The sequence below is a fragment of the Stakelama sediminis genome (assembly GCF_014199335.1).
GTDB lineage: Bacteria > Pseudomonadota > Alphaproteobacteria > Sphingomonadales > Sphingomonadaceae > Sphingomonas > Sphingomonas sediminis.
In genome coordinates this window covers 96,933-117,833 of the sequence record NZ_JACIJI010000003.1, presented here as the reverse complement: position 1 = coordinate 117,833, position 20,901 = coordinate 96,933, and the positions used below count along the sequence as shown (strand labels likewise).

Here is a 20,901-nt window from a genome sequence, read left to right as displayed (position 1 = left end):
AAACTGATTGTGACAAGCTTCTTGAATTCGGGCAATGCCGGTCGTGCGATACTCCTCGCGGCGGTTGCACCTCTGGGTCTTATCGGATGCGGTGTGCATCAGGCGCATGCTCCCGTGGTGGCGCAGGCGTCCGCGCATGAGCACAAGCCTTTTGTGGCGACACCGCCCTACAGCGTCGCGGTTCCGGTACCGCCGCCTGCGGCTAAACCGGCGGCGGCACCTGCCGCGCTGGTTGAAAGCGTGAAGACGCTGGGGCGTAATTTCGACGGTATCGTTGGAATTTCGGTGCGTAATATCGACGAGGGCTGGGCGGTCGAATCCAATGGCGACCGGCCGATGCCGCAGCAGAGCGTCAGCAAGCTGTGGGTGGCGATGACGGTCCTCGACCTGCGCGATCAGGGCAAGATCAGCCTGAACGACCCGATTACGCTGACCAAGGCGGACATGACGCTGTTCCACCAGCCGGTGGCGGCGCTGATCGGCAAGGACGGCTATTCGACCACGGTCGGTCGGTTGATGCACCGGGCGCTGACCACCAGCGACAATACCGCCAATGACAAGCTGCTGTGGCTGGCGGGCGGACCGTCGGCAGTGCGGGCCTTTCTGGCGAAGCGGCATCTCGACAATATCCGTTTCGGACCCGGCGAGCGCCTGTTGCAGAGCAAGACGGCCGGGCTGACCTGGCAGCAATCCTATTCGCAGGGGCGTAATTTCTATCAGGCGCGTGCCGCCTTGCCGATGTCGGTGCGCCGCGATGCGTTCCAGACCTATATCGCCAATCCGCCCGATGGCGCGGGCGCGGCGGCTGTCACCAACGCGCTGATGCGGCTGAAGAAAGGGCAGTTGCTGTCCGCTGCCTCGACAAGCTGGCTGGTCTCCACGCTACAGGATTCGCGCACGGGCAAGAACCGGTTGCATGGTGCGGTGCCGGGCGACTGGGTGTTCGGGCACAAGACCGGCACCGGGCAGGATCTGAACGGCAAGACCGCCGGCTATAACGATGTCGCGATCCTGACCGCGCCCAATGGCGAAAGCTATGCGGTGGCGGTGATGATCGGGGAGACCGCGCGCACCATTCCCCAGCGTTGGACGCTGATGCACGGCGTGGTGAATGCGGTGGTTGCGGCCAATCGTGACGATGGCATCCGCATGGCGAGTGCGACCAACGGCACCGGGACGAATCGCGGCAGCGATTAAGGTCGCTCGTTCGATAGACAGCGCGAGTGTGGCGGATTCGCATCTCGCCACTGGGCGTCCGCGCTGCTAAGCGGCGTTCATGCCCAACCATCTCTACCTGGTCGACGGGTCCGGCTATATCTTCCGCGCCTATCATCGGCTGCCGCCGCTGACCAATCAGCATGGCGAGCCGGTCGGCGCCGTCTATGGCTATACCACCATGTTGTGGAAGCTTGCGGACGAACTGAACAAAGCCGACGGGCCGACACACATGGCCGTCATCCTCGACAAGTCCAGCCATACGTTTCGTAATGACATGTACGATCAGTACAAGGCGCACCGCCCGCCGCCGCCGGAAGACCTGGTCCCGCAATTTCCGATGATCCGCGATGCGACCCGCGCTTTTTCGCTGCCGTGTATCGAGGAAGCAGGGTGGGAGGCCGACGACCTGATCGCCAGCTATGCCAAGGCGGCGCTGGCGCAGGGCTGGGAAGTGACGATCGTCAGTTCCGACAAGGATCTGATGCAGTTGATCGTACCGGGCCTCGACATGCTCGACACGATGAACAATCGTCGCATGGACGCCGAACATGTTCAGGAGAAGTTCGGCGTTACCCCGGACAAGCTGGGCGAGGTGCTGGCGCTGATGGGCGACAGTGTCGACAATGTACCGGGCGTCACCGGGATCGGACCGAAGCGTGCCGCCGATCTGATCAACGAATATGGCGATGTCGAATCCGTACTCGCCGCCGCGCCGGACATGAAAAAGTCCAAGATGCGCGAAAACCTGATCGAGCAGGCGGAAATGGCGCGGCTGTCGCGCAGACTGGTCGAACTGGCGCGTGACGTGCCGCTGCCCGAACCGCTCGACGATCTGATACTCAAGGGCATTCCCGAAGCGCCGCTGCGGGCATTTCTGGAGCATCACGGCTTTCGTTCGCTGCTCGCCAAACTTTCCTCGGGAGCTGAACCTGCGGCCCAGACCGCGCCCGCCGAAGCGCCGGTGGAGCAGGAAGACCCGCCGTGCGATCATGACGCCTATGAAACCGTGGTCGATGCAAAGGCATTGGAAGGCTGGGTCGCAGCCGCGACCGCGCAGGGCTTTGTGGCCGTCGATACCGAGACGACGGGACTGGAATCGAGCAGCGCCGAACTGGTCGGGGTGTCGCTGGCGCTCGCACCCAATCGCGCCTGCTACATTCCCATCGGGCATGGCGGCACCGATCTGCTGAGCGAAAAGCCCGAGCAATTGCCGCGCGATACGGTGCTGGCCGCGCTCAGGCCGTTGTTCGAAGACCCGGCGGTGCTCAAGATCGGGCATAATCTGAAATATGACATCACCATCCTCGAACGCTGCGGCATCACGCTCGCGCCGTTCGACGACACGATCGTGATGAGTTTCGACCTTGATGCCGGGCTGCACGGGCATGGCATGGATGAACTGGCGAAGGAGCATCTGTCGCACAGTTGCATTGCTTTCAAGGACGTGGTCGGCACGGGCAAGAAGGCGATCGGTTTTCAGGAAGTCGACCTGAAGGCGGCGACCCGCTACGCCGCCGAGGATGCCGACGTGACGCTGCGCCTGTGGCGGCGGTTCAAGCCGCGGCTGCCCTATGAGGGGGCGACGCGCGTGTATGAGATGGTCGACAGGCCGCTGGTGCCGGTGATCGCCGCGATGGAACTGGCGGGCGTGAAAGTTGATTCCGCGCGCCTTGCCAGATTGTCGGAAGAGTTTTCGGGGCAGATCCGGGAGCTGGAAACCGAAATCCACGGTCTTGCCGGCAGCGCGTTCACCATCGGCAGCCCCAAACAGCTTGGCGAAGTGCTGTTCGACCAGATGGGGCTGAAGGGCGGGCGCAAGGGCAAGTCCGGCGTCTATTCCACCGACGTCAACGAAATGGAGCGGCTGGCGGGGGAAGGGCACGAAATCGCCCGCAAGGTGCTCGACTGGCGGCAATTGTCGAAGCTGAAATCGACCTATACCGACGCCCTGCAACAGCAGATCAACCCGCAAACGGGGCGCGTGCATACCAGCTATTCGCTGACCGGCGCGCAGACGGGGCGACTGTCTTCGACCGACCCCAATCTGCAGAACATCCCGATCCGTACCGAGGTCGGGCGGCAGATTCGCGATGCTTTCGTCGCCGAACCGGGCAATGTCATCCTGGCCGCCGACTATTCGCAGATCGAGCTGCGGCTGGCCGCGCATATCGCCGATGTCCCCGCGCTGCGCGAGGCGTTCGAGCGGGGCGACGATATTCATGCGATGACCGCGACCGAATTGTTCGGAGAGGTCAATCGCGACACGCGGGCGCGGGCCAAGACGATCAACTTCGCGATTCTCTACGGCATTTCGCGCTGGGGACTTGCCGGGCGGCTTGACGTCACGCCGGACGAGGCACAGGCGATGATCGATCGTTATTTCGAGCGCTTTCCCGGCATCAACCGCTATATCGCCGAAACGCTGACCAGTGCCAAGGAACGCGGCTATACCGAGACTCTGTTCGGACGAAAAACGCATTTCCCGCGATTGAAGTCAAAGAATCAGGCGGAGCGACAGGGCAGCGAACGCGCGGCCATCAATGCACCGATTCAGGGCACTTGTGCCGATATCATCAAGCGCGCGATGGTCCGTATGGGACCGGCGCTGGCCGAAGCCGGGTTGCCGAACGTGCGCATGTTGATGCAGGTACATGACGAACTGGTATTCGAAGTGCCGGAGGGGGATGTGGAACAGGCAAGACCGGTGATCGAACGCGTCATGGCGCACGCGGCCGAACCGGCAAACCCGCTCAGCGTCCCGCTGGGCGTTGAAATCGGTGTCGGCGAAAGCTGGGGCGCGGCGCATTGAGCATCCGCCGATGAGCGAACCTTCCAGCTCAGAAGATATTGCCGCGCTGGCCAAGGGCGGGCGCACCAACATTGCGGGGTTCGTCCTGCGGCTGGGCGCGCGTATCCCGTTTCTGTTTATCGCGGGCCGCGTCTATGGCCCCGATCTGGTCGGGCGGTTCGCACTGGCCGTGGTGGTGGTCGAACTGGCCGCGCTGGTCGCGACGCTGGGGCTGAAGCGCGGGCTGGCGCAGGCGCTGGCCGAAACCGAACGCCCGCATGTCCATGTGGTGTGGGACGGCATGGCGGTGGCCTTTATCGTCTCGCTGATCGCCAGTTGCGTCCTGATCGCCTTTCCGCAGGTCATGTATCCCGACAGCGATATTGCCGGGCTGGACCGGTTCTTACCGTGTATCATCTTCGCGATTGCCTGGTCGGATGTCAGCCTGGCCGCACTTGCCTATCGCCATAATGTGAAGGCGACGGTGCATGCCCGCGCGGTGATCGAACCCTGGACGATCAGCATCGCGGCATGGGTGCTGTCCTTCTTCACCATCCGCGACGGGCTGGTGATCTCCTATGTCCTGTCGATGGCGGCGGCGATGATCGCATCGCTGATCCCCTTCATTCGCAGCTATGGCTTTCCCCATGGCTGGAAACCGCAGATTTCGCGCCTGTTTACGCTGGCGCAGCAGAATGTGCCGCTGGCGGGTGCGGATGCGATCGAGTGGGGGACGCGCAATGTCGACCGCTTCATCCTCGGCCTGCTGTTCGCGCCGAAGATCGTCGGCATCTATTATATGGCGCAACAGGTCGCCTCGCTGCCGCAGAAACTGAAAACCAGCTTCGAGCCGGTGATGGGACCGGTGGTGACCAAGAGCCTTGCCGACAATGATTATCCCGCCGTCGCCAATCAGGTGCGTCAGGTAGCCTTCTGGATCATGGCCGCACAGGCGTGCATGGCGCTGATGGGATCGATCCCCGGCCAGGCGGTGATGGGGACGGTAGGGCCGGAATTCGTCGCCGGGACGGCGGCGCTCGCCTTTCTGTTGTGGGCCGAGGTGCTGGCGTCTCAGGGCACGGTATGCGAATCGGCGTTGGTCTATATGGCACGTCACCGCAATCTGATGATCTCGATCACCATGCTGGGTTTCCAGATCGCGCTGAGTTTCGTGCTGATCTTCGCGATGCGGCGTCTGGGCTGGCCGACCAATTATCAGGCGGCAGGCCCGGCAGTGGCGCTGCTGCTGTCGGTGGCGAGTACTTCGCTGATCAAATCGGCCTTGCTGCGGCATATCCTGCGCGCGCCGGTGGGCGGATGGCGGTGGCCGATCCTGTGGGCGATCGTCACGGCGATACTGGTCGGCAGTCTCTTTACCGCGCTGCCCAAGCGCTTCGAATGGGCCGAACTGGCGATCGGCATCCCGGCGATCGCAGGAAGCTATCTGTTCGTGATCTGGAAATGGGCATTCGGGGCGAAGGACCGCACGCTGTTCGCGAAGCTTCCGCGGTCGGATGAGGCGACGCTGCCGGTCATGGAACGGTAGGGCAGGCCGACCCTGGGCGCAGGTCAGTGCTTGTGCGAGCGATGTGTCGGCACATGAAAATCCGGCGGCTTGTCGGCGATCCATCGCAAAAAGCGCGCGATGCCGGCATTCTCTCGTACCGCGTTCAGCCCGATATGGGTGCCGGCGAGTTCGCCATTGGTCAGATGGGCATGAATGGTGCGATGGCAGACCGGATGCAGCGCCACTGTTTCGCGTCCGCCGCGGCTTTTGGGAATGACGTGATGCCACTCGACACGCCTGCCCAGTGCTCTGCCGCACAAGGCGCAGATGCCGGACGCACCGGACGTGTCGACGAACGCATGCTGTAACCGGCGGCGCGCGCGCCGCTTCACGGTTTTTGCATGGCGGCGAGGAGTTTCTTGACCTCCTGAGATCGGCCGCGCGGAACGATCAGAATGTCGTCCCCGCTCGCCACGACGATCATGTCTTTCATTCCCGCGACCGCGATCCGCTTGCTGCCGTCGCTGCGGATCAGGCAGTTGCGGCTGTCGATTGCGACGACATCGCCACCGCAGACATTGCCGTCGGCATCGCATTCGCTGATCGCGTGCAGCGCGTCCCAGCTTCCGACGTCGCTCCACCCCATCGAGACGGGAATGACGACGACGCGTTCGGCCTTTTCCATCACCGCATAGTCGATCGAATTGGACGGCGATGCCGCAAACCGGTCGGCGTCGGGATGGATTCGCATGCCGTCACGGGTTGCCAGCCGCATCGATTCCTGCACCGCGGTCAGCATGTCGGGAGCATGGCGGCCCAGCACCTCCAGATAACGGTCGGCGCGGAACAGGAAGATGCCGCCGTTCCAGACATGATCGCCGCTCGCCAGCATCGCCTCCGCGACCGCGCGTTCGGGTTTTTCGACAAAGCGCGCCACCCGATGCGCACCCGGTGCCAGCGTCTCACCCACCTGAATATAGCCATAGCCGGTTTCGGGAGCGTCGGGCGTGATGCCGAACGTTGCCAGCCAGCCCTGTTCGACCAGCGGCAATGCGGTTTCCACGGCCGCGTGAAAGGCATCGATATCGGTGATGACATGGTCCGACGGCATCACGAGCAGCGGCGCGTCACCCGCCCCCGAGGCCAGTGCCGCCAGCGCGATGGCAGGCGCGGTGTTGCGTCCCGTCGGTTCGAGAATCAGCGTCTGGGGATGAATATCGATATGGGCAAGCTGCATCTCGATGGCGTCGGCATGTTGGGCATTGCCGACGATGACCGGCGCGGCAAAGCGCCGATCGGCCCCGCGTCGCGCAGTAAGCTGCAACATCGTTTCTTCCGCTGTCAGCGCCAGCAGTTGCTTGGGATTGTCCGGCCGTGACATCGGCCAGAGTCGGGTTCCCGAACCGCCGGACAGTATCACGGGTATGATCTTCGACGGCATCCGCAAAACTCCTTCGACGCCAGTTAGGTATGCACGCACAAGCACGTCAACCGCTCCGACGAGGTAAAAGTCTTTAGCTTTTATTTGCCATTTTCTGCGACAGCCACACTGTGTCGGGATTATTTACAGCAGCAAGGCGGTAGCACGAGCCGATGATACGATTGTTCAAACATTATGTGCCCAATGCGGTGCTGCTGCTCGGCCTGTTCGATATCGTGCTGCTGTTCCTGGCGGCGGAAGCCGGATGGGTGGTGCGCGCGCATCAGATCGGAATGCTGACCGAACCGACCTATACCCGCCTGCCGCAATTGTTCACTTTTGCCATTTCGGTCGAACTGGCGATGATCGGCGTCGGTGTGTACGGGGCGGATGCACTGCAATCGCTGCGCTTTGCCGCGGCCCGGCTGATCGTCGCGATTTCACTGGCGACGATTTTCCTCAGCGTCATTTTCTTTCTGGTACCGGCGCTGACCTTCTGGCGGTCGAACCTGCTCTACGCGATGCTGTTCGCGGTGCCGGCGCTGGTCCTGATGCGAATCCTGCTCGGCAAGACGCTGGGCAGTCAGGTGTTCAAGCGGCGGGTAGTTGTACTGGGTGCCGGAGCGCGTGCGGCACGGATCAAGGCACTGTCCAAGGCGCCCGGATCGGGCTTCGTGGTCGTCGGCTATGTATCGATGAGCGAACCGAAACCGGTCATTCCCGAAGCGATTTCGCGCGATGCGATCTACAATCTTGCCGATCACGTCGTGCTGCTGAACGCCAGTGAAGTGGTGCTGGCGCTGGAAGAGCGGCGCAATGCCCTGCCGCTCAAGGATCTGCTGCGGATCAAGACGACCGGCGTGCATGTCAACGAAATCTCGACCTTTCTGGAACGTGAAACCGGGCGTGTCGATCTCGACAGCGTCAACCCGTCCTGGCTGATCTTTTCGGATGGTTTTTCGTCGGGCCGGATGTTTTCGTCGATGTTCAAGCGCCTTTTCGATATCACCGCCAGCCTGATACTGCTGATCCTGACCGCGCCGCTGGTTCTGCTGACCGCGATGCTGGTGAAGATGGACAGCAAGGGACCGGCCTTTTACCGGCAGCGCCGGGTCGGGTTGTTCAACATCGGCTTCGACATCATCAAGCTGCGGTCGATGCGCATCGATGCGGAAGCGGCGGGCAAGGCGGTCTGGGCCGAAAAGGACGATCCGCGCATCACCCGCGTCGGACGCATCATCCGCAAGCTTCGGATCGACGAACTGCCGCAATGCTGGAGCGTGCTGAAAGGCGATATGAGTTTTGTCGGCCCGCGTCCCGAACGTCCGCAATTCGTCGACGATTTGGAACAGAAGCTGGCCTATTATGCCGAGCGGCACATGGTGAAGCCGGGCATTACCGGCTGGGCGCAGATCAACTATCCTTATGGCGCCTCGATCGAGGATGCCCGTCAGAAGCTTGAATACGACCTCTATTACGCCAAAAATTATTCGCCCTTTCTCGACGTACTGATCCTGTTGCAGACGATCCGCGTCGTGTTGTGGCCCGAAGGCGCGCGTTGAGGCGCGGATGACCGCGGCTGTGATCCTGTGGGGGCACGCGCTGGCCGCATTGTCCTTTGCGGCACTGGCGTTGCTGGCGATGCGGCGCGTTCCCGCCGGTCTGCCGCGCCGGGGGTTCGTCGCGGCGCTGGCGTGCACGGCCCTTTGGGCGCTGGCGGTCGCCGGGATCGGCGAGACGGCGGCGATCACCCAGGTGATGGGCGATGTCCGCAATCTTGTCTGGCTGGTGGTACTGCTGATCGCCTATCGCGCCAATTTCCGGCAACGGCCGCCGGTTGCGTTGCGGCTGGTCTATGCGGTGTTGCTGTGCGTCATTCTGGCAGCACTGCTGCTCGACCTGTTCGCCGAGGGGATGAAGTCACCGCATCTGGCCGAACAGATGATGGGCGCCGCCCTGCTGTTCCGGCTGATGGCGGTGGTGACGGCGCTGTTGCTGGTGCAAAGCCTGTTTGCCGCTGCCGGCCGCCCGGTCCGGACGGTGCTGCTCGCGCTCGCCGGTATGTGGCTGATCGACAGTCTGGTGCTGGCGTTCGCTTACGCCGATGCGCACTGGCCACTGGGCCTGATCGCGCTGCGCGGCGGCATGATGATTGCGGTGGCCGGGGGAATTGCACTGGCCATGTATCGCGGTAACCAGGCAGTGCAGGTTTCGCGCACGATTGCCTACCAGTCGCTCTCGCTGGTCGCGATCGTCCTCTACCTCGCCGTGATGACGGTGGCGACCAGCATGATCGCGGCGCTTGGCGGCGATCAGGCCCGGTTGTGGCAGACCGCTTTCGTCATCGGGTCGAGTACCGCGTTGCTCACCTTGTTGTCCTCGCCTTGGCTGCGGGCATGGACAAAGGTGAAGGTCGCTAAGCATCTCTTCCGCCATCGCTATGACTATCGCGCCGAATGGCTGCGTTTCACCGATACGCTGGGACAGCCGACCGATGGCGTGCCGCTGGGGCAACGCGTGGTCAAGGCGGTTGCCGATCTGGTTGATTCGCCCGCCGGAGTGTTGCTGCTGACCGATGGCGCGCGCCTTGCGGTCGGGGAGACGTGGAATTGGGATGCCGGGGACCTTCCCGAAAACGCCGCCGACGATGCGCTGGCAAGGCATCTGGCGATCAGTGAGCGGATCATAGAGCTTGATCCGGTCCGCCGTGAAAAGGCGCCCGCGGAGGATATCGATGCTACGCCGCAATGGATGCTGGCGCTGGCGGATGCCTGGGTGATCGTGCCGCTTCCGCATCTGGGAACGCTGACCGGCGCGATCCTGCTTGCCCGGCCGCCGCTCGACCGGGCGCTGGACTGGGAGGATTTCGACCTGCTGCGCATCGTCGGCCGTCAGGTGGCAAGCTATCTGGCCGAAGCACGCGCGCATGAGGCGCTGGCCGAGGCGCAGCGGTTCGAGGAGTTCAATCGACGCTTCGCATTCATCCTGCATGACATTAAGAATCTGGTCAGCCAGTTGACGCTGGTCGCGCGCAACGCCGAACGGCACGCCGACAATCCCGAATTTCGCGCCGATATGGTGGCGACCCTGAACCTTTCGGCGACGCGGATGAACGATCTGCTGGCGCGGTTGTCGAACCATGCCAAGGCACGCAGCGAAGCGGTTCGCCCGGTGGATATGACGGTGGTCGCAGAGGATGTGGCGGGCCGCAGCCGGGGTCAGCATCCGGTAACGGTGATCGGCGAACGGCATATGACGGCGCTTGCCGACCCGGTTCGCCTCGAAACGCTGCTCGGGCATCTGGTGCAGAATGCGATAGAGGCCAGCCCGGCGGAAGAGGCAGTGACCATTGCGATCGGCCATGACACCGACCGGATCACGCTCGACGTGATCGATCAGGGATGCGGCATGTCGCAGGCATTTATCCGCGACCAGCTTTTCCGTCCCTTTGTCTCGTCCAAATCGGGCGGTTTCGGCATCGGCGCGTTCGAGGCGCTGCAACTGGCGCAGGCGATGGGCGGCACGCTGACCGTGACCAGCCGGGAAGGCGCGGGCAGTCGTTTTCGTCTGACCCTGCCCGCCTCGGCCGGCCATGACCACGCGGTGGAGGAGGCCGCATGACGGATACACCACGCAAATTACTGATCGTCGAGGATGATGCCGGGCTGCAGCGCCAGTTGCGCTGGGCCTATGAAGGCTATGAAATTTTCGTTGCCGCCGACCGCGACAGCGCGATTACGCAACTGCGTGCGGAAGAACCGCAGGTGGTGACACTGGATCTTGGCCTGCCGCCTGATCCCGACGGTGTCAGTGAGGGCTTTGCCACGCTGGAGGCGATTCGTACGCTGGCACCCGATACGAAGGTGATCGTGGCTTCCGGGCATGGCGAGCGCGACAGCGCGCTGAAGGCGATCGCGCTGGGCGCGTGGGATTTCTACATGAAGCCGATCGACATCGACACGCTGGGCCTGATCGTCGAGCGCGCTTTCCATGTCCATGCGCTGGAGGCCGAAAACCGGCGTCTGGCCGCACGGGTGGAGGGCAATACTGCGCTGGGCGGGATGATTACGGCGGCACCGGAAATGCTGAAAGTGACGCGGACCATTGAGCGGGTTGCGGCGGCCGATGTGTCGGTCCTGTTGCTGGGCGCGAGCGGGACGGGCAAGGAGTTGCTGGCGCGCGGGCTGCATGAATGCTCGCCGCGCAGGGACGGGGCGTTCGTCGCGATCAACTGCGCCGCCATTCCTGAAACCCTGCTCGAAAGCGAATTGTTCGGGCATGAAAAGGGGGCGTTCACGGGTGCGGTCAAAACCACCCCCGGCAAAATCGAGCAGGCGCAGGGCGGTACGCTGTTCCTCGATGAAATCGGCGATGTTCCCCTGCCGCTTCAGGTCAAGCTGTTGCGGTTTTTGCAGGAACGCGTGATCGAACGGATCGGCGGGCGCAAACCCATTCCCGTCGATACGCGGATCGTGTGCGCCACGCATCAGGATATCGACGCGATGGTCGCGGACGGCAGCTTTCGCGAAGACCTGTATTACCGGCTGGCGGAAATCGTCGTGCGGATTCCGTCGCTTGCAGAGCGGCCGGGCGATCCGGTGCTGCTGGCGCGCCATTTCCTCCATCATCATGCCGAAACGATGCACCGGCCGATCAAGGGGTTCAGCCCCGATGCGCTGGCCGCGATCGATGCGTGGAACTGGCCCGGCAATGTCCGCGAGCTGGAAAACCGCGTGAAGCGTGCCGTCATCATGAGCGACGGCAAACAGGTGACGGCGGCCGATCTGGACCTTGCCGAACCCGATACGGCGGACGAGCCGATCAACCTGAAGGCGATGCGCGAACAGACCGACCGCCGAGCGATCCGCAAGGCGCTGGCGCGTGCCGACGGGAATATTTCGGGTACCGCGCGGTTGCTGGGGATCAGCCGTCCGACGCTTTATGACCTGATGAAGAATTATGACCTTCAGCCCTGAGCGCCTGCGCTGGCGCCGAATCGGACTTGCAGGCGGCATCCTGATGCTGATCGCGGCGGTGGTGCTGGTCGTGACGGTGGTACTGCCCGCGCGGCAGACCAGTGCCCATGCGCATCAGGCGCTGGCGCGGTCGCTGGCGTTTCTGAAGGCGGGCAATGCCAGTGCCGCACGGTCGCAGGCGTTTACGGCGGTGCAGGAAAAACCCGACTGGGGGCTGGCGCACGCAGTGCTGGCGCGCGCCTATCTGGAGCTGGGGCAGGGCGATGCCGCGCAGGGCGAACTGGACCGGGCGCAGGAACAGGGGTTCGACATGAACCGCGTGCATCAGCTCTATGCACAGGCGCTGCTGCTGGAGAGCGATCTGGATGGTGCGCAAAAAGAGCTGGCAAAAGCCGGGCCGCGCTTTCGCTCCTATACCTTGCGGGTACGCACGCAGCTTTTGATTGCGCAGGGCGATTTCGCGAATGCGGGCAAGGCGGCGCAACGGGCCGTGACCCTGCAACCCGACAGCGCACAGGCCTGGACCGATCTGGGGGAGTATCGCGTTGCGGCGGGCGATCTGGCGGGCGCGATCACGGCGTCCGTGCGCGCGGTGCAGCTTGCTCCGGGCAACACCAACGCGCTGCTGCTGCGCGCGCATATGGTGCGCGATCAATACGGGCCGATGGCGTCGCTGCCCTGGTTCGAAGCGGCGCTGAAACGCGATCCCTGGCGCTATTCGACGCTGATCGAATATGCCGCGACGCTGGGCGATCTCGGGCGGTATCGGCCGATGCTGGCCGCCGTGCGCAAGGCGATGCTCGCCGAACCGGACGATCCGCGCGGTTATTATCTGCAAGCCGTGCTGGCGGCGCGGGCAGGCAATTATGATCTGGCGCGCGGCATTCTGGCCCATGTCGGCGATGCGATGGGCGATGTGCCGGGCATGATGCTGTTGCAGGGGTCGCTCGACCTTCAGGCGAGCAATCCGCAACAGGCAGTAACCGAGCTTCAGCAGCTTGTCGGGGTGCAGCCGATGAATCTGGTTGCCCGGCGGCTGCTTGCCCAGGCTTATATCGAGTCCGGCTCGCCGCAGGATGCGCTCGACATATTGAAGCCGATGGCGACCCGTGCGGATGCCGATCCCTATACGCTGCGGCTGACCGCGCGCGCGTTCGAACAGCGCGGCGACCGGATCATGGCGGCGAAATTTCTCGACCGTGCGTCTTATCCGTCCGGCGGCGGCGCGACACCCTTCTCCCCCGATGACGGGCTGGCGACGCTTGATCTGGCGGTGGATGATAGCCCCAATCAGGCGCAGGCGATCCTGCCCTATGTTCGCGGTTTGCTGACCGATGGCCGCACGGAACAGGCGCTCGCACAGGCACAGGAGGCGGTACAGGCCAATCCGGGTGCTCCGGCGGTGCAGATGCTGCTGGGCGACGTGCTGGTGACGCAGCACCGCTATGACGATGCCGTGCAAGCCTATCGCCGCGCCGCGACGATTCGGTTCGATGAGCCGATCATGCTGCGGCTGGTCAACACGCTGGACGCGGGTGGTGACCGACAGGGTGCGGCACGGGTACTGGCGCTGTTCCTGTCGCAGAACCCGGAAAATGTGACGGCGCTGCGAATCGCTGCGCAGTGGCAGCTTGCGAGCGGCGATGATGCGGCCGCAGTGAATACGCTGGAGGGACTGCGCAAGCGGCTCGGCAATCGGGATGCGACCCTGCTTGCCCAGTTGGCGACGGCCTGTGCGGCATTGGGAGAGAATGCACGCGCGACCCGCTATGGTGCGCAGGCTTATGCGCTTGCGCCTGCCGACCCGGCGGTGGTCGATGCCTATGGCTGGGCGCTGCATGGCGCGGGAAAGGACACACTCGCGCTGCAATTGCTGCGCAAGGCGGTCGCCATTGCGCCCGATCATGCGGGGCTGCGCTGGCATCTGGCGCAGGCAGATGCGGCGGCGGGAAACAAGGCCGCTGCCATCGCCAATATTCGCGCGGCACTGGCGCAGCGCGGCTTTGCCGATCGCGACGATGCCGAAGCACTGTTGAAACAGCTTTCTTGAGCGCTCCGACCGGCACGCTATAGCGGTTGCCATGTCCGACGCGCTTACCCGTATCGCCGATGCGCTCGACCGGCTGGCGCCGCCGCCGCCCGAGCCTGCTGATCCCTACGCTCACCCCGCCTATCTCTGGCACGGTGCGGCGCTGACGCCCGCGCGCGCGTTCGCGCCGCTGCCGCTTGACCGGTTGCAGGGGCTGGACAAGCAGAAACAGACGCTGACCGCCAATCTGGAGCGGCTGGCAAAGGGACTGGCGGCGCAGGATACGCTGCTCTGGGGTGCGCGCGGTACCGGCAAGTCGGCGCTGGTCAAAAGCGCGGTCGGCGCGATTCAGGCCGATGGCGGCAATCTGTCGCTGATCGAGGTGACGGCCTCGCTCGACAGCCTGCCCGCCTTGTTCGCAGTCATTGCGAATGTCGAGCGCGCCTTTGCGATCTTCGTCGACGATATCGGTTTCGACAGCGCGGCGGAGGGCCGGGCGCTACGCTCGCTGCTCGAAGGAGGGGCCGAGGCACGCCCCGCCAATGCCCGCCTGCTCGTCACCGCCAATCGCCGCCATCTGGTGACGCGCGACATTGCCGAACAGGAAAGCGCCATCAACCCACGCGATTCGATCGACGACCAGCTTGCGCTGGCCGACCGGTTCGGGCTGAGCCTGGGCTTTCACGCCATCGATCAGGATACCTATCTGGCGATCGTGCGCGGCTATGCCGACGCCCACGGCCTGCCGATGGAGGAAGCGGATGCGATCGGCTGGGCCACCCGGCGCGGCAGCCGCTCGGGCCGCGTCGCCTGGCAATATGTCGTCGAACTGGCCGGACGCCACGGCAAGGCGCTTTAGGACCGGTTGCCATGCAGCGCTGACGGGCGGCACATGGCGGCCCTGAGAGGCTCAATCCTCCAGTCGGGCACCGTCAAGGGTACGGTCACGCTGTTCTGCGCGCGCTTTTTCGGCCTGTTTTTCCGCTTTGGTGCGCCCGAAGGCGGCGCGGTTGGCCGCGGCCTGGCGCGCCTTGTCGGTGCGCGCCTTTGCCTTGCGGGCCTGACGCAGGTTGACGACGTCGCCCATGGTCAGGCGCGCACATCCTTTGCCACTGCGTCGAGCAGGCCGTTGACGAAGCCCTTTTCACGCTTGTCGTAAAAGGCGTCGGTGACGTCGAGATATTCGCTGATGACCGCCCCCGTCGGCACGTCGCGGCGCGCGATCAGTTCATAGGTGCCTGCCCGCAGGATCTGGCGCATCGGCCGGTCGAGCCGGTCGAGCGACCATTGTGCCGACAGGCGTGCGGCAATGGCGCGGTCGATTTCGTCGCGACGGGCGTCGACGCCCTTGACGATATCGTCGAAGAAATCGCCATCGGCATCGGCATATTCAATGTCTTCGATGATCGCGCCGAGGCGGTGGCTGTGAAATTCGTGCAGCAGCGTGGGCAGGGGCGTACCCTCCATTTCCTGCTGATAGAGCGCCTGCACGGCGGCGAACCGGGCGGCGGCACGCGCCTGAGTGCGCGAACGGGCGGATTTGCTTGGCATGGGCGTGCAGATAGGCGTGCGCGACGCGGAAGGCAAAGCCTGTGTTGCCGGACGGCGCGATTGACGGTAGCGCGGGTGCTGCACGGCAAGGGAGCGGCGATGACGATCGGACGGAAACGGGGCAGGGGGCTGGCCGCCCTGCTGGGGATGGCGCTGCTTGCGGCCTGTACGACACCTGCATCGCGTCCGGCACTGCCCGCGCCGCCGGTCCATCCGCACGGACAGGTTCTCTGGCATATCCTGCACGACAAATGCGTTCCCGATCAGCAGCGCAACGGCAGGCCCGATCCGTGCGCCGAGGTCAATCTGAGCGAGGGCGTGGCACGCGGCTATGTGCTGCTGAAGGATCTGCGCGGGGTGGCGCAATATCTGCTGATGCCGACGCGCAGGATCACCGGCATGGAAGACCCTGCGCTGCTGGAGCCCGATGCGGTCGATTATTTCACCCCGGCCTGGACCGCGCGCACGCTGGTCGACGCAAAGCTGGGCCAGCGCCTGCCGCGAGAGGATGTCAGCGTGGCGGTCAATTCGCTGTACGGGCGCAGTCAGGATCAGTTGCACCTGCATGTCGATTGCATCCGGCCCGACGTTCGCGACGCGCTGAAACGGGAATTGCCGCGCATTACCCGACGCTGGTCGCGCAAGCCGCTCTCGCTGGCGGGATATCGCTATTATGCGGTGCGGCTGGACGGAAAGAACCGGCCATCCGCCGATCCGTTCAAACTGCTTGCCAAGGGCATGAAGGTCGCGCCTGCCGACATGGGGGCGTGGACGCTGGTGCTGACGGGTGTGCATTTCGCAAATGGTGCGCCGGGCTTTGTCCTGCTCGCCGCGCGCGCCGATCCGGCAAGGAAGCGCTATGGTTCGGGAGAGGAGTTGCAGGACCATGCTTGCGCCGTGGCGCAGGCGAAGTAACGGCTCACCCCGGTTCGCGGCTGCCCGTTTCGGTCAGCGCCTGTCCTTCGACGGTGGCGGGCAGGCGGCTGCGGCGCAGATAGATCAGGCCGATCAGCGCGGCGGTCAGGCCTGCCGCCGCACCCACGCCGATCGCCCAGCGCGGGCCGAAATGGTCCGCAACCCAGCCGACGATGGGGGCACCCAGCGGAACGCCGCCCAATGTGATCGCCATGCGGATCGCCAGTACCCGGCCGCGCATCGACGGCTCGGTGGTAAGCTGCATCAGCCCGTTGCTGGCGTTGAGGAACATCAGCACGCTGACGCCGGTCAGCGCCAGTGCTGCGCCGAACAGCCAGTAATCGGGGGCCAGCGCCCCGAAAATGCAGCCCAGCCCGAACAGTGCGGCGCTGGCGAGCAGATAGGGAAAGCGCGGCCGTTCCCAGCTTGCGACGATCAATGCGCCGCTGACCGTGCCGAGCGCCATCATCGACGACAACAGGCCATATCCGCTGGCACCGACGTGAAAGACCTTTACCGCCATGACCGAGGTATAGATGCCGAAATTGAGGCCGAAGGTGCCGATCAGCCCCAGCATCACCAGCAGCACGCGCAGTTCAGCGCGCGCCCAGACATAGCGGAACCCCTCCAGCAGGCTGCCGCGCTTGCGGGTGGCGCGGGCATTGGCGTGCAGGTCCTTCACCCGTAGCAGGAACAGCGACAGCAGCACCGCGCCATAGGAGGCGCCGTTGAGCAGAAAGGCCCAGCCCAGCCCGACCGATCCGATCACCAGCCCGGCGACCGCAGGGCCGATCATTCGCGCCGCGTTGAAGGTGGTGGAATTGAGCGCGACCGCGTTGGTCAGATCCTTTTCCCCGACCAGTTCGGAGACGAAAGCCTGTCGCGCCGGTGCATCGAAGGCGGCAACCGCGCCGAACAGAAAGGCAAAGGCATAGACCTGCCAGAGCTGCACCATTCCCGATATGGTCAGCGCGCCGAGGATCAGCGCCAGCGTACCCATCAGCGCCTGCGTGACCATCATCAGCTTGCGCTTGTCGAAATGGTCGGCGGCGAAACCGGTCAGCGGCAGCAACAGCAATTGCGGCGCGAATTGCAGGCCCATGGTAATGCCCACCGCCGACGCGCTGTGCTGGGTAAGGACGGTAAGCACCAGCCAGTCCTGTGCGATGCGCTGCATCCAGGTGCCGATATTGGAAACCAGCGATCCGGCAGCCCAGAGCCGGAAATTATAGCCTTTGAGCGATCGGAAGGTGTTGGTTGCCCATCGCTTCACGCGGTCAGCGCCGTAGCCGCAGCGCGACCGATCTGGCGTGCGCTGGCAGGCCTTCGGCGCCTGCCAGCGCGACGGCGGCAGGGCCGATCTTCTGCAAACCGGCTTCGTCGAGCGCGAGGAAGCTGGTGCGCTTCATGAAATCGAGCACCGACAGGCCGGAGGAGAAACGCGCGCGCCGTCCGGTGGGCAGGACATGGTTAGGTCCGGCGACATAATCCCCGACCGCTTCGGGGGTATAGCGTCCGAGGAAGACGGACCCGGCATGGCGGACCTGCGCGAACAGGGCTTCCGGATCGGCGACCGCGAGTTCGAGATGCTCGGGCGCCAGCCGGTCGACCAGCGGGCAGGCGGCGGGAAGGTCGGGCACGAGAATGATCGCACCGTTCGCGTCCCAGCTTTGCCGCGCGACGTCTTTTGTCGCCAGTTCGCCGATCTGGCGGTCCACTGCGGCGGCAACCGCATCGGCGAACCCGGCGTCGTCGGTGAACAGGATCGACTGGCTGGTCGGATCATGTTCGGCCTGGCTCAACAGGTCGGCGGCGGTCCATTCGGGATCATTGTCGGCGTCGGCGACGACCACGATCTCGCTGGGGCCCGCAACCATGTCGATGCCGACGACGCCGTAAAGCTGGCGCTTGGCTTCGGCAACCCAGGCATTGCCGGGGCCGGTGACGACATCGACCGGCTTGATCCGGCCGGTGCCATAGGCAAGGGCGGCAACCGCCTGCGCGCCGCCGATCCGCCAGACCTCGTCAACGCCCGCCAGTTCGGCCGCCGCCAGCACCAGCGGATTGATTTCGCCTTTCGGCGTGGGTGTCACCATCACCAGCCGCTCGACGCCCGCAACCTTGGCGGGAATCGCGTTCATCAGCACCGAGGAGGGATAGGCAGCGCGGCCGCCGGGGACATAGACGCCCGCTGCATCCACCGCCCGCCAGCGCGCGCCCAGCCGGATGCCGTCGGCGTCGATGGTGTCGCTGTCGGCGGGTTTCTGCTTTTCATGATAGGCGGCGATACGATCGCGCGCGAGTTCGAGCGCACCACGCAATTCGGGATCAAGGCCCTTGAGTGCCACCGCGCAGTCGGACTTTTCGATCCGCCAGCCGGTTTCGTTGAGCGCATGGCCGTCGAACTTGCGGGTGAACGCCTCCACCGCGGCATCGCCCTGTTCGCGCACGGCGGTGACGATCACCTGTACGTCGCGCGCGACATGGGCGTCACTTTCGCGCCGGGCATTGACCAGCGTGTCGAAGGCGGTCGAAAAGCCGGGTTCGGAAGCGTTGAGCCGGATCACGCTGCCTGATCCTCGATGGCGCGGCGAAAGGCATCGACCAGCGGCACGACCTGTCCCACGCGCGTCTTGAACGCCGCGCGGTTGACGATCAGGCGGCTTGTCACCTCGGCAATCACCTCGACCTCGACCAGTCCGTTTTCCTTTAGCGTGCGGCCCGAGGAGACGAGATCGACGATACGCGGCGCCAGCCCCATTTTGGGTGCCAGTTCCATCGCACCGTTCAGTTTGATACACTCCGCCTGTACCCCGCGCCGGGCGAAATGCGCCTGGGTGATGTGTGGATATTTGGTGGCGATACGAACATGGCTCCAGCCGCGCGGATCGTCTTTCGCCGCCATGTCGGCGGGTTCGGCGACCGAAATACGGCACGGCCCGATGCCGAGATCGACGGGTGCATAGAGTTCGGAATAATCGAATTCGGCCAGCACGTCGGACCCGACGATACCGAGTTGCGCCGCGCCGTGCGCGACGAAGGTCGCAACGTCGAAGGCGCGCACACGGATAATGTCGATGTCGGGGCGGTTGGTTTTGAACCGCAGGGCACGGCTACCCGAATCGGTGAAGGCGGGTTCGGGCACGATTCCGACACGTGCGAGCAGCGGCAGCGCTTCGTCGAGAATGCGCCCCTTGGGCACGGCGAGGATGATCGGATCGGACATAGGTAATGCGGGGCTTTACTTGGGGTGTGGAACGCGCGCAACAAGGGGCTGAAGGCATCCGGAGGCAATTAGGGTGAAGACAGACAGGGGCGCAGACGACAAGGTAGCCGAAGCACTGGAGCTTCAGCATATCTATTGCACCCGCATGGGCGCGCCGATCACTGCCCGCGTCGTTCAGGGAATTGCCGACGCGCTTGACGATTCGACCGATGTCGGTCGCCGCATTTGCGACTGGCCGGACGATCCCACCGCCGATGGCCTGCCGTTGCGGATAGTGGGCGGGCTGCACGCACTGGCGCAGTCGGGCGATGCGCCGGAACTGGCGGCGGTATTCGCCGGTGAGACGAGCGATGCGTCCGCCGTGGCCGAAGTGGTCGGGCGGGCTTTTGCGGCACATGGTCCGGCGATCCAGCCCTATCTGGACAGGCCGCCCCAGACCAATGAGATGGGACGTTCCGGCCCGCTGATGCTGGGGTTGATGCAGGTTGTGCGCCGGTTCGGCCAGCCGATCGAACTGCTGGAGATCGGGTCTAGCGCGGGACTGAACCTGCTGATCGACCGGCTGCACTATGATCTGGGCGGGGTGGAAACCGGGCCGAAGGATGCGCCGCTGACGATCCGTCCGGAATGGCAGGGGATACCGCCCGAGCCGGTCGAGGTGCGGTTTGCGTCGGTGCGCGGCGTCGACGTGGCGCCGGTCGATGCGACCGACCCGGCATCTGCGGCACGGCTGCGCGCCTATATCTGGGCGGACAATGTCGAACGTGCGGCGCGACTGAATGCCGGAATCGCGCTGATGCGCGACCATCCGGTTGTGGTCGAGCAGGGCGATGCCGCCGACTGGGTAGAGGCAAGGCTGGCCGAGCCGCAGGCAGCGGGCGTCACGCGCGTGCTGATGCATTCGGTGGTGCTGCAATATCTCGGCAAGGAGCGGCGGCGGCGGATCGAAAGCGCAATGTATGCCGCAGGTGCCAAAGCGACGGCTCAGCGCCCGCTCGCCTGGGTAGTAATGGAACCGCACCGGTCGCGCAAACCACGCATGGAGGTATGGGTGCAGACCTGGCCGGGCGACGGACCGAAAAAGCTGGCGCATTGTCAGGCGCATGGTGCGTGGATCGACACCACCTGCGGGGATCAGGAAGCACCGGCCTTCCTCTAGGACGGATCGCCATTCAGCCCTGATGGCCTGCAAATGGCGGCTTTCCCCGCTTCCGGTGCTCACCTACTGAAAGTACGCTGCGCGCCGGTTCACGAAAATCCACCATTTTCGC

The 20,901-nt window shown here is 64.4% G+C and carries 17 protein-coding genes; 10 read left to right on the top strand and 7 right to left on the bottom strand.

Annotated elements, in window-relative coordinates; translation table 11 throughout:
- Positions 1–9 precede the first annotated feature (9 nt).
- The 3 genes from FHR23_RS10085 (at position 10) to FHR23_RS10075 (ending at position 5,552) form a co-directional block, all read left to right on the top strand.
- Positions 10–1,197, top strand: coding sequence for a serine hydrolase (locus FHR23_RS10085; protein WP_343043104.1), 1,188 nt, complete (start codon positions 10–12; stop codon positions 1,195–1,197).
- 79 nt (positions 1,198–1,276) lie between these two features.
- The gene (gene polA, locus FHR23_RS10080; protein WP_184003524.1) at positions 1,277–4,027 is read left to right on the top strand and encodes a DNA polymerase I; all 2,751 of its coding nucleotides are present in this window, start codon (positions 1,277–1,279) and stop codon (positions 4,025–4,027) included.
- A gap of 10 nt (positions 4,028–4,037) precedes the next feature.
- Positions 4,038–5,552: a lipopolysaccharide biosynthesis protein gene (locus FHR23_RS10075; RefSeq protein ID WP_184003522.1), complete on the top strand. Its 1,515-nt coding sequence runs from the start codon at positions 4,038–4,040 to the stop codon at positions 5,550–5,552.
- 23 nt (positions 5,553–5,575) lie between these two features.
- Here FHR23_RS10075 and FHR23_RS10070 read toward each other — a convergent pair whose 3' ends face one another.
- A complete protein-coding gene (locus FHR23_RS10070; protein ID WP_184003868.1) occupies positions 5,576–5,842 on the bottom strand; it encodes an HNH endonuclease in 267 nt (88 codons plus the stop codon).
- Positions 5,843–5,901: 59 nt separating this feature from the next.
- Positions 5,902–6,954: a mannose-1-phosphate guanylyltransferase/mannose-6-phosphate isomerase gene (locus FHR23_RS10065; RefSeq protein WP_184003520.1), complete on the bottom strand. Its 1,053-nt coding sequence runs from the start codon at positions 6,952–6,954 to the stop codon at positions 5,902–5,904.
- A 152-nt stretch (positions 6,955–7,106) separates the two neighbouring features.
- Here FHR23_RS10065 and FHR23_RS10060 point away from each other — a divergent pair, with 152 nt between their 5' ends.
- The 5 genes from FHR23_RS10060 to FHR23_RS10040 are packed head-to-tail and all read left to right on the top strand — an operon-like array spanning position 7,107 to position 14,797.
- Positions 7,107–8,495 carry a TIGR03013 family XrtA/PEP-CTERM system glycosyltransferase gene (locus tag FHR23_RS10060; protein ID WP_184003518.1) on the top strand — a complete coding sequence of 463 codons (1,389 nt, stop codon included), beginning with the start codon at positions 7,107–7,109 and terminating at the stop codon, positions 8,493–8,495.
- A gap of 7 nt (positions 8,496–8,502) precedes the next feature.
- Positions 8,503–10,554, top strand: coding sequence for an XrtA/PEP-CTERM system histidine kinase PrsK (gene prsK, locus FHR23_RS10055; protein WP_184003516.1), 2,052 nt, complete (start codon positions 8,503–8,505; stop codon positions 10,552–10,554).
- A complete protein-coding gene (gene prsR / locus FHR23_RS10050) occupies positions 10,551–11,909 on the top strand; it encodes a PEP-CTERM-box response regulator transcription factor (protein WP_184003513.1) in 1,359 nt (452 codons plus the stop codon). Before prsK ends, prsR begins: the two co-directional genes overlap by 4 nt.
- Positions 11,893–13,959, top strand: a complete 2,067-nt coding sequence (locus FHR23_RS10045; RefSeq protein WP_184003511.1) for a tetratricopeptide repeat protein — start codon at positions 11,893–11,895, stop codon at positions 13,957–13,959. Before prsR ends, FHR23_RS10045 begins: the two co-directional genes overlap by 17 nt.
- Positions 13,960–13,990: 31 nt before the next feature.
- Positions 13,991–14,797, top strand: coding sequence for an ATP-binding protein (locus FHR23_RS10040; RefSeq protein ID WP_184003509.1), 807 nt, complete (start codon positions 13,991–13,993; stop codon positions 14,795–14,797).
- Between the two features lie 51 nt (positions 14,798–14,848).
- Here FHR23_RS10040 and FHR23_RS10035 read toward each other — a convergent pair whose 3' ends face one another.
- Entirely contained in the window at positions 14,849–15,025 is a 177-nt protein-coding gene (locus FHR23_RS10035) for a DUF4169 family protein (protein ID WP_184003507.1), read from the bottom strand.
- Between the two features lie 2 nt (positions 15,026–15,027).
- Complete coding sequence (gene nusB / locus FHR23_RS10030) at positions 15,028–15,489, bottom strand: transcription antitermination factor NusB (protein WP_184003505.1); 462 nt, start codon at positions 15,487–15,489, stop codon at positions 15,028–15,030.
- 60 nt (positions 15,490–15,549) lie between these two features.
- Between nusB and FHR23_RS10025 the strand changes: the two genes are divergently transcribed.
- On the top strand, positions 15,550–16,404 hold the full coding sequence (locus tag FHR23_RS10025) for a CDP-diacylglycerol diphosphatase (RefSeq protein WP_221227476.1): 855 nt from the start codon (positions 15,550–15,552) through the stop codon (positions 16,402–16,404).
- A 4-nt stretch (positions 16,405–16,408) separates the two neighbouring features.
- On the opposite strand, the gene FHR23_RS10020 is transcribed toward FHR23_RS10025, so the two are convergent.
- Genes FHR23_RS10020 through hisG form a run of 3 tightly spaced genes read right to left on the bottom strand, consistent with a single transcriptional unit; the run spans position 16,409 to position 19,630 of the window.
- A complete protein-coding gene (locus tag FHR23_RS10020) occupies positions 16,409–17,677 on the bottom strand; it encodes an MFS transporter (protein WP_184003501.1) in 1,269 nt (422 codons plus the stop codon).
- A gap of 4 nt (positions 17,678–17,681) precedes the next feature.
- Complete coding sequence (hisD, locus tag FHR23_RS10015) at positions 17,682–18,971, bottom strand: histidinol dehydrogenase (protein WP_184003499.1); 1,290 nt, start codon at positions 18,969–18,971, stop codon at positions 17,682–17,684.
- Positions 18,968–19,630, bottom strand: a complete 663-nt coding sequence (hisG, locus tag FHR23_RS10010) for an ATP phosphoribosyltransferase (RefSeq protein WP_184003497.1) — start codon at positions 19,628–19,630, stop codon at positions 18,968–18,970. The genes hisD and hisG overlap by 4 nt, the downstream gene beginning before the upstream one ends.
- 73 nt (positions 19,631–19,703) lie before the next feature.
- Between hisG and FHR23_RS10005 the strand changes: the two genes are divergently transcribed.
- Positions 19,704–20,789 (top strand): DUF2332 domain-containing protein, encoded by a 1,086-nt coding sequence (locus FHR23_RS10005; RefSeq protein ID WP_343043102.1) that lies wholly within the window; start codon positions 19,704–19,706, stop codon positions 20,787–20,789.
- The last annotated feature ends 112 nt before the right edge of the window (positions 20,790–20,901 follow it).

Excerpts from the sequence above, each read along its gene's own strand:
- FHR23_RS10035 (WP_184003507.1), bottom strand. The coding sequence starts at position 15,025 with ATGGGCGACGTCGTCAACCTGCGTCAGGCCCGCAAGGCAAAGGCGCGC.
- polA (WP_184003524.1), top strand. The coding sequence starts at position 1,277 with ATGCCCAACCATCTCTACCTGGTCGACGGGTCCGGCTATATCTTCCGC.
- FHR23_RS10065 (WP_184003520.1), bottom strand. The coding sequence starts at position 6,954 with ATGCCGTCGAAGATCATACCCGTGATACTGTCCGGCGGTTCGGGAACC.
- hisG (WP_184003497.1), bottom strand. The coding sequence starts at position 19,630 with ATGTCCGATCCGATCATCCTCGCCGTGCCCAAGGGGCGCATTCTCGAC.
- FHR23_RS10040 (WP_184003509.1), top strand. The coding sequence starts at position 13,991 with ATGTCCGACGCGCTTACCCGTATCGCCGATGCGCTCGACCGGCTGGCG.
- FHR23_RS10045 (WP_184003511.1), top strand. The coding sequence starts at position 11,893 with ATGACCTTCAGCCCTGAGCGCCTGCGCTGGCGCCGAATCGGACTTGCA.
- prsR (WP_184003513.1), top strand. The coding sequence starts at position 10,551 with ATGACGGATACACCACGCAAATTACTGATCGTCGAGGATGATGCCGGG.
- prsK (WP_184003516.1), top strand. The coding sequence starts at position 8,503 with ATGACCGCGGCTGTGATCCTGTGGGGGCACGCGCTGGCCGCATTGTCC.
- FHR23_RS10075 (WP_184003522.1), top strand. The coding sequence starts at position 4,038 with ATGAGCGAACCTTCCAGCTCAGAAGATATTGCCGCGCTGGCCAAGGGC.
- nusB (WP_184003505.1), bottom strand. The coding sequence starts at position 15,489 with ATGCCAAGCAAATCCGCCCGTTCGCGCACTCAGGCGCGTGCCGCCGCC.
- FHR23_RS10060 (WP_184003518.1), top strand. The coding sequence starts at position 7,107 with ATGATACGATTGTTCAAACATTATGTGCCCAATGCGGTGCTGCTGCTC.